Genomic DNA, 14,199 nt, shown 5'->3' on the forward strand with positions numbered 1-14,199 from the left:
GAATATCTCTCAAGAACTCTTAAAAAATCGTGCAGAATTATGCAGTTACTGTCACAATTGAATACAGTATTAACCAACAATGGTGCGATATGAACAACAAAATTCTTAGCTTAGCTATCTGCTTAACCGCCTTTAGTACTTCTACTCTTGCGGATGTATATATCACCCCTATGGTCGGATATGGTATGGGTGGGTCATTTGAAGATGCCAATGAAGACAGTTTTGACATCGACCATGCAATGAACCTAAACCTTGCTATAGAAACCAAGGTCGACCAAGGACGTTTGGGGCTACTCTACTCCCAACAAGACTCTGAGATATCTGATCTCAAACTTGATACCACTATGCGCTACCTACATTTTCAAAGTGCAGTCTATTACCCATTCCATGATAAATGGAACTCTTATCTTGGATTGAGCCTTGGTGGTACCCAAATCGATATCCAAGGTGCAGATACAGACTATAAGTTTTCCGCGGGTTTCTACGGTGGAGTAGAATATCGCTTCACTCGCAATTTCGCCTTTCAAACCCAACTTCGTTATCTCGGAACCTTGGTTGATGGCAATTCGGTTACTTACTGCAAATCAGACAGCACACAGCAATCTTGTAAATTCGCATATAAAGGCGATTGGTTAAGCCAATTCCAAGCCAACGTAGGGTTAACTTTTAACTTCTAGGCGCCTGTTGTCTAAAAAAACCACATTTCACTGACGGATTGACGCTATTCTAGGCATTCACTCCGTCAGTGGCACTTTAGGTGATCAACCTCTCAAAATAAGAAGAACCAATTATATTCGCTGGAATATCACAAATAACCAGTCACAAAAACCACATTATTCACTCCAGACAGTTTAAATGCAGTTAATATCACTAGTTTTTCACTTTATTTAATCTTGCCAGTATGTGTATTAACAGATACTCTCCAACCGTCAATTAAGGGAAAAACTGTCGTTTTTTCACTATATTTAATAACTTATTGAAGCATACAGCCGATACAAAAAACTTTTATAGAGCTAAAGATCCCTCAAACCGTTTTTGGGTGATTTTAAATCTCTATTAACAAATAATTTAAGTGAAAATCACTAACATTTTTTCGGCATAGGTATCGCTTCACAGCAAACATAACATTAAGGAGTTTACATGAAGCGAGAGCAGTGGGGTTCCCGTACCGGCTTCATATTAGCCGCAGTAGGATCGGCTATCGGTCTTGGTAACATCTGGCGCTTCCCATATATGGCATACGAGAACGGCGGTGGCGCTTTCTTTATCCCTTATATTTTCGCCATGCTTACAGCTGGTATACCTTTCATGATCATGGAGTTCAAGCTAGGGCAAAAATACCGTGGTTCAGCTCCTGCAGCCTTAAAAGCTATTAATCCTAAATTTGAATGGCTTGGCTGGTTCCAAGTAGGTATTGCTGCCTCTATCGCTGTTTATTATGTAGCGGTTATTGGTTGGTCTATCTCCTACCTTGGTATGTCTTTTAATCAAGGCTGGGGCGCAGATACCAACACCTTCTTCTTTAGTCATTACCTCAACTTAGGCGGCGATAACTCTCCATCTAACTTGGGCTCAATTCAGTGGAAGATTGCCGGTACTATGTTGATAGCTTGGCTTATCACCTACTCGGCTATTGTGGGTGGTGTTAAGGCTGGGATTGAACGTGCAGCTAAGATAATGATGCCTGTGCTGTTCATTATGGTGTTAGTGCTTATTGTCCGTACTATCTTCCTACCAGGTGCGCTAGACGGTGTTAACTATCTGTTCGAACCTGACTTTAGTAAGATCCTAGATATTAAAGTATGGGCAGCAGCTTATGGGCAGATCTTCTTCACCCTAAGTATCGGCTTTGCAATCATGTTGGCGTATTCAAGTTATTTGCCTGAGAAATCAGACATCAATAACAATGCCTTTATGACGGTTCTGATTAACTGCGGTTTCTCTATCCTTGCTGGTATTATGATTTTTGCCGTATTGGGCTTCATGGCTCATGAGCAAGGTAAAGCACTTACCGACGTTGTTACTGCGGGCGTAGGTCTAGCCTTCGTTACCTTGCCAGCGGCAATAAACGAGCTTCCAGCACCTTATATCCTTGGTCCACTGCTGTTCTTGTCTTTGACTATTGCGGGATTGAGCTCACATATTTCCATCATTGAGGCAGTAACATCGGCAATTATCGATAAATTTAAGATTTCTCGTAAAAAAGCAGCAACTCTAGTTTGTGGTATTGGTGCTGTAGTATCGCTAGCATTTGCAACTAACGGTGGTTTACTACTTCTAGACCTAGTGGATTACTTCACCAACCAGATTGGTATCGTATCGTCTTGCTTTGTTGAGGTTATCTTGATTGTTATGGTGGTAAAAGCCGCTAATATCCGTAACTACGTAAACAGCGTATCTGATTTCCAAATTGCTGGTTGGTATGACATCTGCTTGAAATTTGTAAGCCCAGCAATATTAGCAATTACGCTATTCAACACCCTTAAAACAACTTTTACTGATGGTTACGGTGGTTATGCACAATCAGACCTACTAATGTTAGGTTGGGGATTACTTGCACTTCTAGTAATAGTTGGCGTACTTATCAATACATTTAGTAAGAAGGAAGCATAATATGACTACTGGTGCAATTATCATGATGGTGCTTGGACTTACCATTACTTGGGGTGGCGCTGCCATCTGCATTCGAAAAGCGATGAATAAGTCAAAATAATCTGTAATAGTTCAATTAAACCGAGCCTCAGCGCTCGGTTTTTTTTGTCTGCAATCCTTAAGCTAAACATTGTGAGCACCTGAATACACAGGCACAAAAAAACCGACAACAATGTCGGCTTCTTATTACCATCTGATAAACCTATCAGAAGCGATATGTGATACCAATACCAGCACCAAATTTAAGCTTAGACTTATCGTGGATCTGCCACTCAGGGCTTATCTGTCCATAAGCATTCCAGTTTGGTGCAAAGTTCCAATCTAGGCCAAGTGGAACTCGCAGTCCAAAATCATCATCCCACTCATACCAACCACCCGCTCCGACATACCAATCAAATGGCACGTCTTGATCAAAGCTACCCGTAACAATGTGGTAATCAAACGCCATGCCATCGTTACCAATAGTAAAGGCAAAACGGTCTTCAAACTTAGCGACAACGCTTAAGCCTTGGTCAAATCCCATCCCAAGCTTAACTGCGCTGCTATTCTCAGCAGCCTTAGCTGCCCCCACATACGTCGCGGCCCCACTCAAAATGACAGTGGCTAATATTAGCTTTCCGATATTCACGCGACGAGTTCCTATTTATTCATAATATGTGCATATTCTAACTAAATAACCATAACAGTCATACGGTATTTTAAACCAATATCTCGAATTGAGACCTCATGCAAATTCTGTGATTCAAACAGCATGATTTTAGGTTTACAGCACCAAAAAAAGAGGACCATATAGGCCCTCTTCTGTTTAGATTAATATTAAGTAAACAAGATTAGCCTTGGTTACGAATCCATTCATCCATTTCAGTTTTAAGGTTATCAGATTTAGTACCAAAGATAGCTTGTACGCCACCGGCAACGACAACCACACCAGCCGCACCAAGTGCTTTTAGTTTGTCTTGATCAACCTTCTCAGTATCTGCAACCGCAACACGTAGACGAGTGATACATGCATCTAAACCAGTGATGTTTTGCTTGCCACCGAATGCTGCAACCAGTTCACCACCCATTTCAGAACTCGCTACAGAGATAGCTTCTTCTGATTCATCTTCACGGCCCGGAGTTTTAAGGTCCATTGCCTTAATCACTGCGCGGAATACTACGTAGTAGATAGCTGCGTAAACTAGACCAACAGCAACCATCAGACCCATTTTTTGTGCGTGACCAGATAGAACAACAAAGTCAATCAAACCATGCGAGAACGAAGTACCGTGTACAAAGCCTAGCGTGTTAGCAACAACGTATGCAGAGCCAGCTAGTAGAGCATGGATTGCATAAAGAACTGGAGCTACGAATAGGAAAGAGAATTCGATTGGTTCAGTAATACCAGTAAGGAATGAAGTCAGAGCTGCAGAAGCCATGATACCCATTACTTTTACGCGGTTCTCAGGTTTAGCTGAGTGTGCAATTGCAATTGCCGCTGCTGGAAGACCGAACATCTTAAACATGTAGCCGCCTGCAAGTTGACCGAAGCCATGACCTGCGATGCGCGATGCATCATCAGCAACAAGGTAACAAGTTAGGATACCAGTTTGTGGTTCACCCGCAGAGTTTACACAAGAACCTGCTTCAAAGAAGAACGGTACGTTCCATACATGGTGTAGACCAAATGGAATTAGAGAACGTTCAATAACACCGTAGATACCAAAAGCAACTTTTGGATTCTGACTTGCAGCCCAGTGTGAGAATGCACCAATGCCGTCACCAATTGGTGGCCAAATAACAGAAAGTACGATACCTAATGCGATTGCAGCAAAGCCTGTGATAATTGGCACAGCTCGCTTACCCGCGAAGAAGCCCAAATATTCTGGAAGTTGGATTTTGAAGAAGCGATTAAATGCCCATGCAGCTAGGCCACCGACAAGGATACCACCTAGAACACCGGTATCAATCTTATCTGCGCCAAGTACGGTAGCCATAACCGTCAATGTCGCTGCCATGATGCCGTAGCCCACGATAGCCGCAAGACCCGCTACACCGTCGTTATTAGTGAAGCCCAACGCAACACCTACTGCAAATAGCAGTGGCATCTGGCCGAACACCGAACCACCGGCTTGTTCCATTAGATTTGAAACAACGCTTGGAATAAAGCTTAAGTCAGCTGCGCCAACACCAAGTAGAATACCTGCAACTGGTAATACTGATACTGGTAGCATCAGTGACTTACCAACTTTTTGCAGGCTCGCAAAAAGGTTCTTAAACATGTTTATGCTCCTAGATTTATTTTAAATTATATGAGCACTAACAGCTTACCCCCGTAGCTTAAATGTTAGTGCTCTGAAGTATGTAACCAACTCAGTAGTTATATTTTTCGCTACTAAATATATATTGATGCGACAAAACTTTCTTTAGCTGCCAAAAAGCAATCTTAAAAAAGCCACGCTAGATCACACTTACAAACAGTAGCACAAGCCAAAGATACTCACATAAATTATTGTTTTAAAAAGAAAATATAGCTACGTGAGTCTTCGATAGATTTTTGTTTTCATGAATATTTACTTATTTCTCAGACCAAACTTTATTCATTTAACAGTGTGACAGGCATTTTCAATTAAAATGGTAACTTTAAACATAAATAGTAAAAATAAAGCTATAGAGTATAAAAAAGGGGCTTACACCCCTATTTTGCGCAAAAACTAACTTAGCGGCGCAAAAAAAGATCCTGGTAGTTTCGCGTTGTTTTTTCAGCGACCTCACCTAATGAGATCCCTTTTAAACTTGCAATATAGCTTGCCACCTCAACCACATACGCAGGTTGGTTCTCTTTTCCACGATGAGGAACAGGCGCAAGATAGGGAGAATCGGTCTCGATTAATAATCTATCCAAAGGTAAGGCTTTAACCACCTCTTTCAATGCAGTTGCTTGATTAAAAGTAACAATACCAGAGATCGAGATATAAAAGCCTAGCTCCATCGCTTGCTCAGCAAACGCAAGGTCCTCAGTAAAGCAATGGATCACGCCTTTGCAACGCTCCGCATGCCCCTGCCTTAGGCGTTGCATAGTTTCAGTGCGCGCCTGACGCGTATGGATAATAAGGGGCTTGTTAACCTCAACAGCCAAATCAATTTGTTGCTCAAAACGCTCAATCTGTAACGCCTTGGTTTCAGGCTTATAGTGAAAATCCAATCCGGTTTCGCCAATAGCGACTACTTTTGGATGCCCTGCAAACTTCTTCAAAGTCTGCAAATCAAACTCACTCTCTACGTCGAGTGGATGGACACCAGCTGATGCGTGAACGTTATCGAAAGCAGAAATCATCTCAATCATGTTAGGGAACGCATCCAAGGTTACCCCTACCGAGAGAAGCTGCTTTACATTAGCTTGTTGTGCTTTAGAAACGACATCCTCAATCCCTTGGTGAAGATCTTGATAATTAAGCTTGTCTAAATGACAATGGGAATCTACGAACATAAAATTTTCCAAGTTAAACGTCGTGCTAACAGCACGCACCAAACTAAGTACCTTGATTGATAAAGGTACTTAGATAATTAAATAGTTTGGGTTAGCAAGTCTTAGTATAAGGTTAGCACTTACTTTCAATTAACCAGCGACTAATGAGTAACTCATGGTTTAGCCCACTGTGAGTGGTTAACTGCTCGACCAACTGATTAAGCCTACACGTCATAGAATAAGCTTGCTGGTAGGTAAGCAAACCCTTTAGGCTATTGAGCGTATTGTGAGACTGCACGCTGACTAATTCCGTAAAATAGCTTTTTTGCAGCTCTAAGAGCCCAGTACTGATTGCCGACAACATAGTGAGGCTCTCACCTTTCGCTATCGCTTTCGTAAAATCACTCGGCAATACAAAGTCATCCTTTATGAATTCATACAGTGCTGTCAGCGCATTTTCAAATGCGTCATTGTGCTTTAAGAACTCGACCAAGCGTAACGGTGCGCCATTGCACAGCACCTTATAAAGTTCTGGTATATCTGTCATGCCTTGCTCGGCATACCAACTCAATGCTGCGGCATCAGATGCTTCTAAATGCCATTGCTGACAACGACTGGTGATCGTTGGCAACAAACGGTGCGGTTCATGGCTGTTTAATACAAATACGCAATCATTAGGTGGTGATTCGAGTGTTTTGAGCAGCGCATTCATTGCCGCTTCGGTCATTAACTCCGCTGGGGAAATAATGATTATCCGCTTACCATTGAGCTGCGAAGACTCAAGGGCATATCGATTGCACTCACGGATCTGATCTACCGAGATACTCGACTTGCCTTCAAGTGGTGAGACGTTATGTAGATCTGGGTGTGTATTTGCTTCTAACAATGAGCAAGCATGACAAAATTCACATGCCTCACTACTACTATTGTTACACAGCAAGGCCGCAGACAATACGTCAACTATCTGCTCTGCCCCTATACCTTGAGAGCTGCTAACTAGCAGTGCACTAGGCAGCACATTGTTATCTAATGCATTCTGTAACTGCTGCCATGTATCAAGCAACCAAGGATAGCTCACTTTGGACATCTAACTCTGTGTCTCCAACCAATGGCTAAGGGTAGTACGAATATCACAAGCGACTTCATCAATAGATTGACTGGCATCGATAATCAGGATGCTATCGCTTGCGTTAGCCAACTCTAAATAGCGTTCTCTAGCGCGCTCAAAGAAGCTAATATCCATTTTTTCAATTCGGTCTAATTCACCGCGACCACGAGCACGAGCAAGCCCAAGCTTAGGGTCAATATCCATATACAGGGTTAAGTCAGGCTCAAAATCACCCAAGCTTATCTTTTTCAAAGATGCCATCGTTTCGGCTGCTATCTGACGCCCGCCACCTTGATATGCTTGTGATGAGAGATCGTGTCGGTCACCCACCACCCACTTACCTTGCGTAAGTGATGGCTTGATTACCGTTTCAACCAACTGCACTCGAGCACCATACATCAGCAATAGCTCGGTAATATCTTGTACCTGTTCGCCATCAGTTTCTTCTTTTACTATTGCGCGCATTTTTTCTGCAAGGACAGTACCGCCAGGCTCACGTGTTGCGGCGATATTATTAATACCGTGCTGGTTTAACACCTCATGAATTGCAGCAATAGCAGTACTTTTACCTGCCCCTTCAAGGCCTTCTACAACGATAAATTTTCCTTGGCTCACTTACGCGCCCTCAATTTTTTTAGATACTGTTGAACTGCTCGATTATGGTCACGTAAATTCTTAGTAAACACATGCCCACCATCACCACTAGCAACGAAGTATAAGTACTTACTATCGTCAGGGCTTACTGCTGCCGCAATCGCTTGTTCACCGATCATCGCAATTGGTGTTGGAGGCAGTCCATAAATGGTATAGGTGTTGTACGGTGTATGGGTTTGTAAATCACGTTTACGAATATTGCCATCATACTTGTCACCCATTCCATAGATCACCGTAGGGTCGGTTTGCAAACGCATACCACGGTTTAATCGGTTAACAAAAACCGATGACACCAAAGGACGCTCACCAGGCACTGCGGTTTCTTTTTCTATGATAGAGCCTAGAATTAACGCTTCATAAGGGGTCTTAATTGGTAGATCTGGTTTACGCTTTCCCCAATACTTATCCAGAACTTTTTGCAACTGGGTATGGGCGCGACGCATGATATCAAGGTCTGACATACCAACAGTGTAATGATAGGTGTTCGCAAGAAATAGCCCTTCAAGCTTATCCTTATCGATTCCCAAACGCTGCGCAATCTCGCTCTCTGACATATCCACGGTCGAATGCATTAGATGTGGCGCTTTATCAAATTGAGTGCGCCATTCTTTAAAGGTGCTACCTTCCACAAAGGTGATACTAAGCTGAGCTTGCTGGCCGTTAACCAAGCTAAGCAATGCTTGTTTAAGGCTTAATCCTGTCGTTAATTCAAACGTACCCGCTTTAAGTTGAGTCACTTCTGGATGTAAGCGACGAATTAGTCTAGGCATCCATTTTTTTGAAATGCTTGAATCAATCCATTGCTGCTGCTCAAAGCGATTCAGTAACGAGCCTACAGATGTACCTGACTTGATCGTCACTAAGGTGGGCTCTTGAATACGTACAGTTTGGCTTAGATAGCTATCGAGTTCGCTTTTGACATAAAAGATAGCTGCGGATGCCACAACTAAAATGCAAACGCAAAGTAACAGAAACTTTTTAAACACTATGAATCCTCTCCTGTAGATTGCGAGTGATTATACCTATGCAAAATGAATTTGTGGCGATTTTTATTACTGGAGCAATACCCAGTAACGCATTCGATATAAACACCTCTTGCGCCTCAAACACCCTTTTTAGGTCAAATTGCCCAATAACGACATCAATCCCCATCTCTTGAGCGTATTTGATGGCCAACCTCCGCCCAATACCTGCCACCCCTGCTTGTTCAAGACTAGGCGTATACAAGATATTATCTGAAACCCAAAACAGGTTAGCCATAGTGGTTTCCACGATATGACCATTAATATCTAGAACCACACCGTCAGCAAAGCCTTGCTGATCCATATCCGCTTTCATCATTACCTGTTCAAGACGGTTATTGTGTTTGTGGCCTGCCAATAGCGGATTAAGACCTAACCTCGGCTCTACCACACCCAGCTCAACGCCTTGATTTTGCCACAGACAATAATGTGCAGGATAATTAAAGGAGCTGATAACCACCGTCGGTACATCAACCCCTTTAGGGCTGTACCCTCTGCCGCCACTACCCCGGCTAATGAGCAGCTTGACGCCTCCCTCACCTCGGTCTGTCGCCGCATGTTCAAGCCAGCCCTGTACCTGCTTCCAATCGGGTTGAGCAATCCTTAATAGTGCCAAACAGTCTTGCATTCTTGTAATGTGCAAAGGCCAATGCTCAAGTTTGCCATCACAGGTTTTTATAGTGGTAAAGCCACCATCACCATAATTAAAGCTGCGGTCAGAGGCGTCAATTTTGTCGGCGACTTGACCATTGATCCATATCATCCGGTTCATTCCCAAAACAGCGAAGTTCAAAAACAAAAAAAGGCCAGAGCCAACTTCCGAGGAAATTGAGTCTGACCTATATAATTCTAGTGAATTTTTTCGGGTTTAGATCTTTTTAAAGATTAAAGAGCCGTTTGTGCCACCAAAACCAAATGAGTTGCAAAGAGCATATTCAGTATCTAGCTCTTTAGCTTGGTTTGGAACCACATCAATACCTAGTTCTTCAACTCTTGGGTCAAGGTTATCAAGGTTAATTGTTGGTGGAGCCACCTGATCAATCAGTGCCTTAATCGTAATGATCGCTTCTACAGAACCAGCAGCACCAAGTAGGTGGCCGATCATAGATTTAGTAGAAGAAACCTTAACCTGAGCTGCGCCAGCCTCACCTAATGCACGCTTAACGCCTTTAAGTTCCGCTACATCACCAGCAGGGGTTGAAGTGCCATGAGCATTAATATAACCGATTTGTTCACCCGTAATATCTGCGTCACGCATCGCCGCTTCCATTGCAAGCGCACCACCTGAACCATCTTCACTTGGAGAGGTCATGTGGTAAGCATCGCCACTCATGCCAAAACCAACTAGTTCACAGTAGATTTTTGCACCACGAGCTTTCGCTGATTCATATTCTTCTAATACGATAACACCGGCACCATCACCCAAAACGAAGCCATCGCGGTCTGCATCCCATGGACGCGACGCTGCTTGTGGATTTTCGTTGTTGGTAGAAAGCGCTTTAGCTGCACCAAAGCCTGCAATACCAAGAGGCGTAGACGCTTTTTCAGCACCGCCAGCTACCATTGCATCTGCATCACCGTAAGCGATCATGCGTGCTGCATGGCCAATATTATGTAGACCAGTAGTACAAGCTGTTGAAATGGCGATATTAGGGCCACGAAGACCGCGCATGATAGACAGGTTACCTGCAATCATATTTACGATAGTCGAAGGTACGAAGAACGGACTTACTTTACGTGGTCCTCTTTCTTCAAGCACTTTGGCACCATTTTCAATCAAACCAAGACCACCGATACCAGAACCGATAGCTACACCTACGCGTGCACAGTTTTCATCTGTGACTTCTAGGCCAGAATCATCTAAAGCTTGAACACCTGCTGCGATACCGTATTGGATAAATAAATCCATCTTACGGGCTTCTTTTTTAGACATATACTCTTCGCAGTTAAAATCTTTAATCAGACCTGCAAAGCGTGTAGAGAAATTGGTTGTGTCAAAATGCTCAATGTTTGAGATACCACTTTGACCAGATAGCAGGGCTTTCCAAGAAGATTCTACGTTGTTGCCGACCGGTGACAACATACCCATACCAGTAACAACGACACGACGCTTGGACACGATAATACTCCGGATTATTGATTGAGAGGGATTAGATAAAACAGTGAAAGGAAAACTTGGAAGAATCAGGCGGTCAAGGTAGACCGCCTGAGGATAAACTTACTGAGCGCTAGTTACGTAATCGATAGCAGCTTGAACAGTAGTGATTTTCTCTGCTTCTTCATCTGGGATTTCAGTGTCGAACTCTTCTTCTAGAGCCATTACTAGCTCAACTGTGTCTAGAGAGTCAGCGCCAAGATCATCAACGAAAGATGCTTCGTTTTTAACTTCAGCTTCGTCAACACCAAGTTGTTCAACAATGATTTTTTTTACACGTTCTTCAAGATTGCTCATTTTTTATTTCCTATACAAGAAGTCGCCTAATGCGATGTTTTGCGTAGTTTATTCGAAAGTAAGAAAGTTGCAAGGTTATCCTTGCTGGTCTAACCACAAATCTTGTGATTATGACCGATTTTATATGCATTATTGACTTATATCATGCCAATAATGCACAAAATTAAACCATGTACATGCCGCCGTTAACGTGCAGTGTTTCACCTGTGATATATGCCGCATCAGGAGACGCTAAAAACGCCACTGCTGTTGCTATTTCACGAGGATCACCTAAACGACCTGCTGGCACTGATGATAGTGTAGCAGCACGTTGCTCATCGTTAAGTGCTTTAGTCATATCAGTTTCAATAAATCCTGGTGCAACGGTATTAATTGTTACACCGCGAGACGCAACTTCACGTGCCATAGACTTAGTAAAACCGATAACGCCCGCTTTCGCTGCAGCGTAGTTAGTTTGACCAGGGTTACCCATAGTACCAACAACCGAGCCCACATTAATAATACGGCCACATCTCTTCTTCATCATGCCACGTAGTACGGCTTTAGACAAACGGAAGATAGAAGTTAAGTTAGTATCAATGATGTCAGTCCATTCATCGTCCTTCATACGCATCAATAGGTTATCGCGAGTAATACCTGCGTTGTTAACCAAAATATCTAATGCGCCAAACTCTTCGTTGATGGCTTTAAGCGTAGCCGCGATAGATTCTGGATCTGTCACGTTCAGAGCCATACCCTTACCGTTTTCACCAAGATACTCCGAGATTGCCGCAGCACCATTGTCGCTGGTTGCTGTACCGATAACGGTAGCACCGCGCTCAACTAAAGTCTCAGCAATAGAGCGACCGATACCACGACTTGCACCAGTAACCAGTGCAATTTTACCTTCAAGATTCATCTGTTTCTCCAAAAAATTGGTTTACTTAGCAGCCTCTAAAGACGCTGCGTCATTCACTGGTGCTGCGGTTAAAGACTTAACGATACGCTTAGTTAAGCCCGTCAATACTTTACCTGGTCCCATCTCAAGAAGCTTTTCTACGCCTTGCTCATGCATAGATTGTACTGTACCAGTCCAACGAACTGGGCTATACAGTTGGCGAACAAGAGCATGCTTGATTTTAGCTGGGTCTGTTTCAGCAATCACATCAACGTTATTAATCACAGGCAGTGATGGAGCGTTAAATTCAATCTCTTCTAGGGCTACTGCAAGCTTATCTGCTGCAGGCTTCATTAATGCACAATGAGACGGTACAGAAACAGGTAGTGGCAATGCACGTTTGGCACCGGCTTCTTTACAAAGTGCACCAGCACGCTCTACTGCATCCTTATTGCCCGCAATAACGACTTGACCAGGTGAGTTAAAGTTAACAGGAGATACAACTTCACCTTGTGCCGCGTCAGTACATGCTTTAGCGATTTCTTCATCACCTAAGCCAATGATTGCGTACATAGCTCCAGTACCCGCAGGTACGGCTTCTTGCATTAGGTTGCCACGTAGCTCAACCAATTTTATTGCTTGTTCGAAATCAATAACCCCTGCACATACTAGTGCAGAGTATTCACCAAGGCTATGGCCAGCAATAAGCTCAGGGGTTTCTAAACCAAGCTCATTCCATACACGCCAAATCGCAACCGATGCCGCTAAAAGAGCTGGCTGGGTACGTTGGGTTTGATTTAGGTCTTCCGCTGGGCCGTCTTGAATTAGTGCCCATAGGTCATAACCAAGAACCTCAGAAGCTTGTGCAAAAGTCTGTTTTACAACCTCATGTTGCTCACCCAACTCTGCTAACATACCCAGGCTTTGAGAACCTTGTCCTGGGAAAACAACTGCAAATTTGCTCATAATTTTTCCTGTATATAAAAAGAAGTGCCGAAGCACTTCTTTACCAAATCATTGGTATCAGATTAGTTAGAACTTAACTAGGGCTGAACCCCATGTAAACCCGCCACCAAACGCTTCTAGTAGTAAGGTTTGGCCACGCTTAATTCTGCCGTCACGAACTGCTTCATCAAGAGCAGTCGGAACTGTCGCTGCTGAAGTATTACCATGGCGATCAAGGGTGACAACCACTTGGTCCATTGACATCTTCAGCTTCTTCGCTGTTGCCGAGATGATACGAAGGTTGGCTTGATGTGGTACTAACCAATCCAGTTCTTCCTTCTGCATGTCGTTGGCTTTTAAGGTATCGGTAACCAAACGTGAGAGCTGAGTTACCGCGACCTTGAATACTTCGTTGCCTGTCATGTGAAGCCATTTATCAACTTCACCACCACGAACTGGCATCTCTAAACTTAACAAATCACCGTAGCGGCCATCGGCCCCTAAATGAGTAGATAGAATGCCTGGTTCTTCACTTGCACTCACCACGACTGCACCAGCACCGTCACCAAATAAGATAACGGTTGAACGGTCAATATCTTCTACAGATTTTGACAGGGCATCAGCGCCGACTACCAAGATGTTTTTACACATACCTGAACGAATATGCTGGTCTGCAATAGATAGGGCATATACAAAACCGGTACACGCAGCGGCGATATCAAATGCACCACAGCCTGGAATTTCCAGCATACCTTGAATCTGACAAGCAGAAGATGGGAAAGCATGGCTACTACTTGTGGTAGCAACAATGATGAGATCGATATCTTTTTTATCGATACCAGCCATCTCAATTGCATTTTGAGCGGCAATAAAGCCCATGTCGGCAACAGATTCATCTGGCGCTGAGATTCTACGCTCTTTGATACCCGTACGAGCAACGATCCACTCGTCGCTGGTCTCGACCATTTTTTCTAAATCCGCATTTGTGCGTACTTGTGAAGGCAAATAGCTGCCTGTGCCTAATATTTTGCTATACATGAA

Annotated in this window: 15 protein-coding genes; 3 read left to right on the forward strand and 12 right to left on the reverse strand. The window is 43.4% G+C overall.

Going from position 1 to position 14,199, the window contains the following annotated elements:
- The first annotated feature begins 89 nt into the window (after positions 1-89).
- The 3 genes from OCU28_RS07660 (at position 90) to OCU28_RS07670 (ending at position 2,713) form a co-directional block, all read left to right on the forward strand.
- Positions 90-677, forward strand: a complete 588-nt coding sequence (locus OCU28_RS07660) for a porin family protein (RefSeq protein ID WP_261815623.1) — start codon at positions 90-92, stop codon at positions 675-677.
- 463 nt (positions 678-1,140) lie between these two features.
- Complete coding sequence (locus OCU28_RS07665; protein ID WP_261815624.1) at positions 1,141-2,613, forward strand: sodium-dependent transporter; 1,473 nt, start codon at positions 1,141-1,143, stop codon at positions 2,611-2,613.
- 1 nt (position 2,614) lies between these two features.
- Positions 2,615-2,713, forward strand: a complete 99-nt coding sequence (locus tag OCU28_RS07670) for a MetS family NSS transporter small subunit (protein ID WP_261815625.1) — start codon at positions 2,615-2,617, stop codon at positions 2,711-2,713.
- A gap of 144 nt (positions 2,714-2,857) precedes the next feature.
- Here OCU28_RS07670 and OCU28_RS07675 read toward each other — a convergent pair whose 3' ends face one another.
- From OCU28_RS07675 to OCU28_RS07730, 12 genes are all read right to left on the reverse strand, one after another.
- Positions 2,858-3,280 carry a hypothetical protein gene (locus OCU28_RS07675; RefSeq protein WP_261815626.1) on the reverse strand — a complete coding sequence of 141 codons (423 nt, stop codon included), beginning with the start codon at positions 3,278-3,280 and terminating at the stop codon, positions 2,858-2,860.
- Positions 3,281-3,482: 202 nt separating this feature from the next.
- Positions 3,483-4,913, reverse strand: coding sequence for a PTS glucose transporter subunit IIBC (ptsG, locus tag OCU28_RS07680; protein WP_261815627.1), 1,431 nt, complete (start codon positions 4,911-4,913; stop codon positions 3,483-3,485).
- Positions 4,914-5,350: 437 nt separating this feature from the next.
- The gene (locus OCU28_RS07685) at positions 5,351-6,121 is read right to left on the reverse strand and encodes a TatD family hydrolase (RefSeq protein WP_261815628.1); all 771 of its coding nucleotides are present in this window, start codon (positions 6,119-6,121) and stop codon (positions 5,351-5,353) included.
- 112 nt (positions 6,122-6,233) lie between these two features.
- Positions 6,234-7,187 (reverse strand): DNA polymerase III subunit delta' C-terminal domain-containing protein, encoded by a 954-nt coding sequence (locus OCU28_RS07690; RefSeq protein WP_261815629.1) that lies wholly within the window; start codon positions 7,185-7,187, stop codon positions 6,234-6,236.
- Positions 7,188-7,823, reverse strand: coding sequence for a dTMP kinase (tmk, locus tag OCU28_RS07695; protein WP_261815630.1), 636 nt, complete (start codon positions 7,821-7,823; stop codon positions 7,188-7,190).
- Complete coding sequence (gene mltG, locus OCU28_RS07700) at positions 7,820-8,848, reverse strand: endolytic transglycosylase MltG (protein WP_261815631.1); 1,029 nt, start codon at positions 8,846-8,848, stop codon at positions 7,820-7,822. Before mltG ends, tmk begins: the two co-directional genes overlap by 4 nt.
- Positions 8,841-9,647: an aminodeoxychorismate lyase gene (gene pabC, locus OCU28_RS07705; RefSeq protein ID WP_261815632.1), complete on the reverse strand. Its 807-nt coding sequence runs from the start codon at positions 9,645-9,647 to the stop codon at positions 8,841-8,843. The genes mltG and pabC overlap by 8 nt, the downstream gene beginning before the upstream one ends.
- A 105-nt stretch (positions 9,648-9,752) precedes the next feature.
- Positions 9,753-11,003 (reverse strand): beta-ketoacyl-ACP synthase II, encoded by a 1,251-nt coding sequence (fabF, locus tag OCU28_RS07710; protein ID WP_261815633.1) that lies wholly within the window; start codon positions 11,001-11,003, stop codon positions 9,753-9,755.
- A gap of 99 nt (positions 11,004-11,102) precedes the next feature.
- Complete coding sequence (gene acpP / locus OCU28_RS07715; RefSeq protein ID WP_004737381.1) at positions 11,103-11,336, reverse strand: acyl carrier protein; 234 nt, start codon at positions 11,334-11,336, stop codon at positions 11,103-11,105.
- 163 nt (positions 11,337-11,499) lie between these two features.
- Positions 11,500-12,234, reverse strand: a complete 735-nt coding sequence (gene fabG, locus OCU28_RS07720; RefSeq protein WP_261815634.1) for a 3-oxoacyl-ACP reductase FabG — start codon at positions 12,232-12,234, stop codon at positions 11,500-11,502.
- A gap of 21 nt (positions 12,235-12,255) precedes the next feature.
- Complete coding sequence (gene fabD / locus OCU28_RS07725) at positions 12,256-13,179, reverse strand: ACP S-malonyltransferase (protein WP_261815635.1); 924 nt, start codon at positions 13,177-13,179, stop codon at positions 12,256-12,258.
- Positions 13,180-13,245: 66 nt separating this feature from the next.
- Positions 13,246-14,196: a beta-ketoacyl-ACP synthase III gene (locus OCU28_RS07730; RefSeq protein ID WP_261815636.1), complete on the reverse strand. Its 951-nt coding sequence runs from the start codon at positions 14,194-14,196 to the stop codon at positions 13,246-13,248.
- Positions 14,197-14,199: the final 3 nt, after the last annotated feature.

It is taken from the genome of Vibrio gallicus (assembly GCF_024346875.1).
GTDB classification, from domain to species: domain Bacteria; phylum Pseudomonadota; class Gammaproteobacteria; order Enterobacterales; family Vibrionaceae; genus Vibrio; species Vibrio gallicus.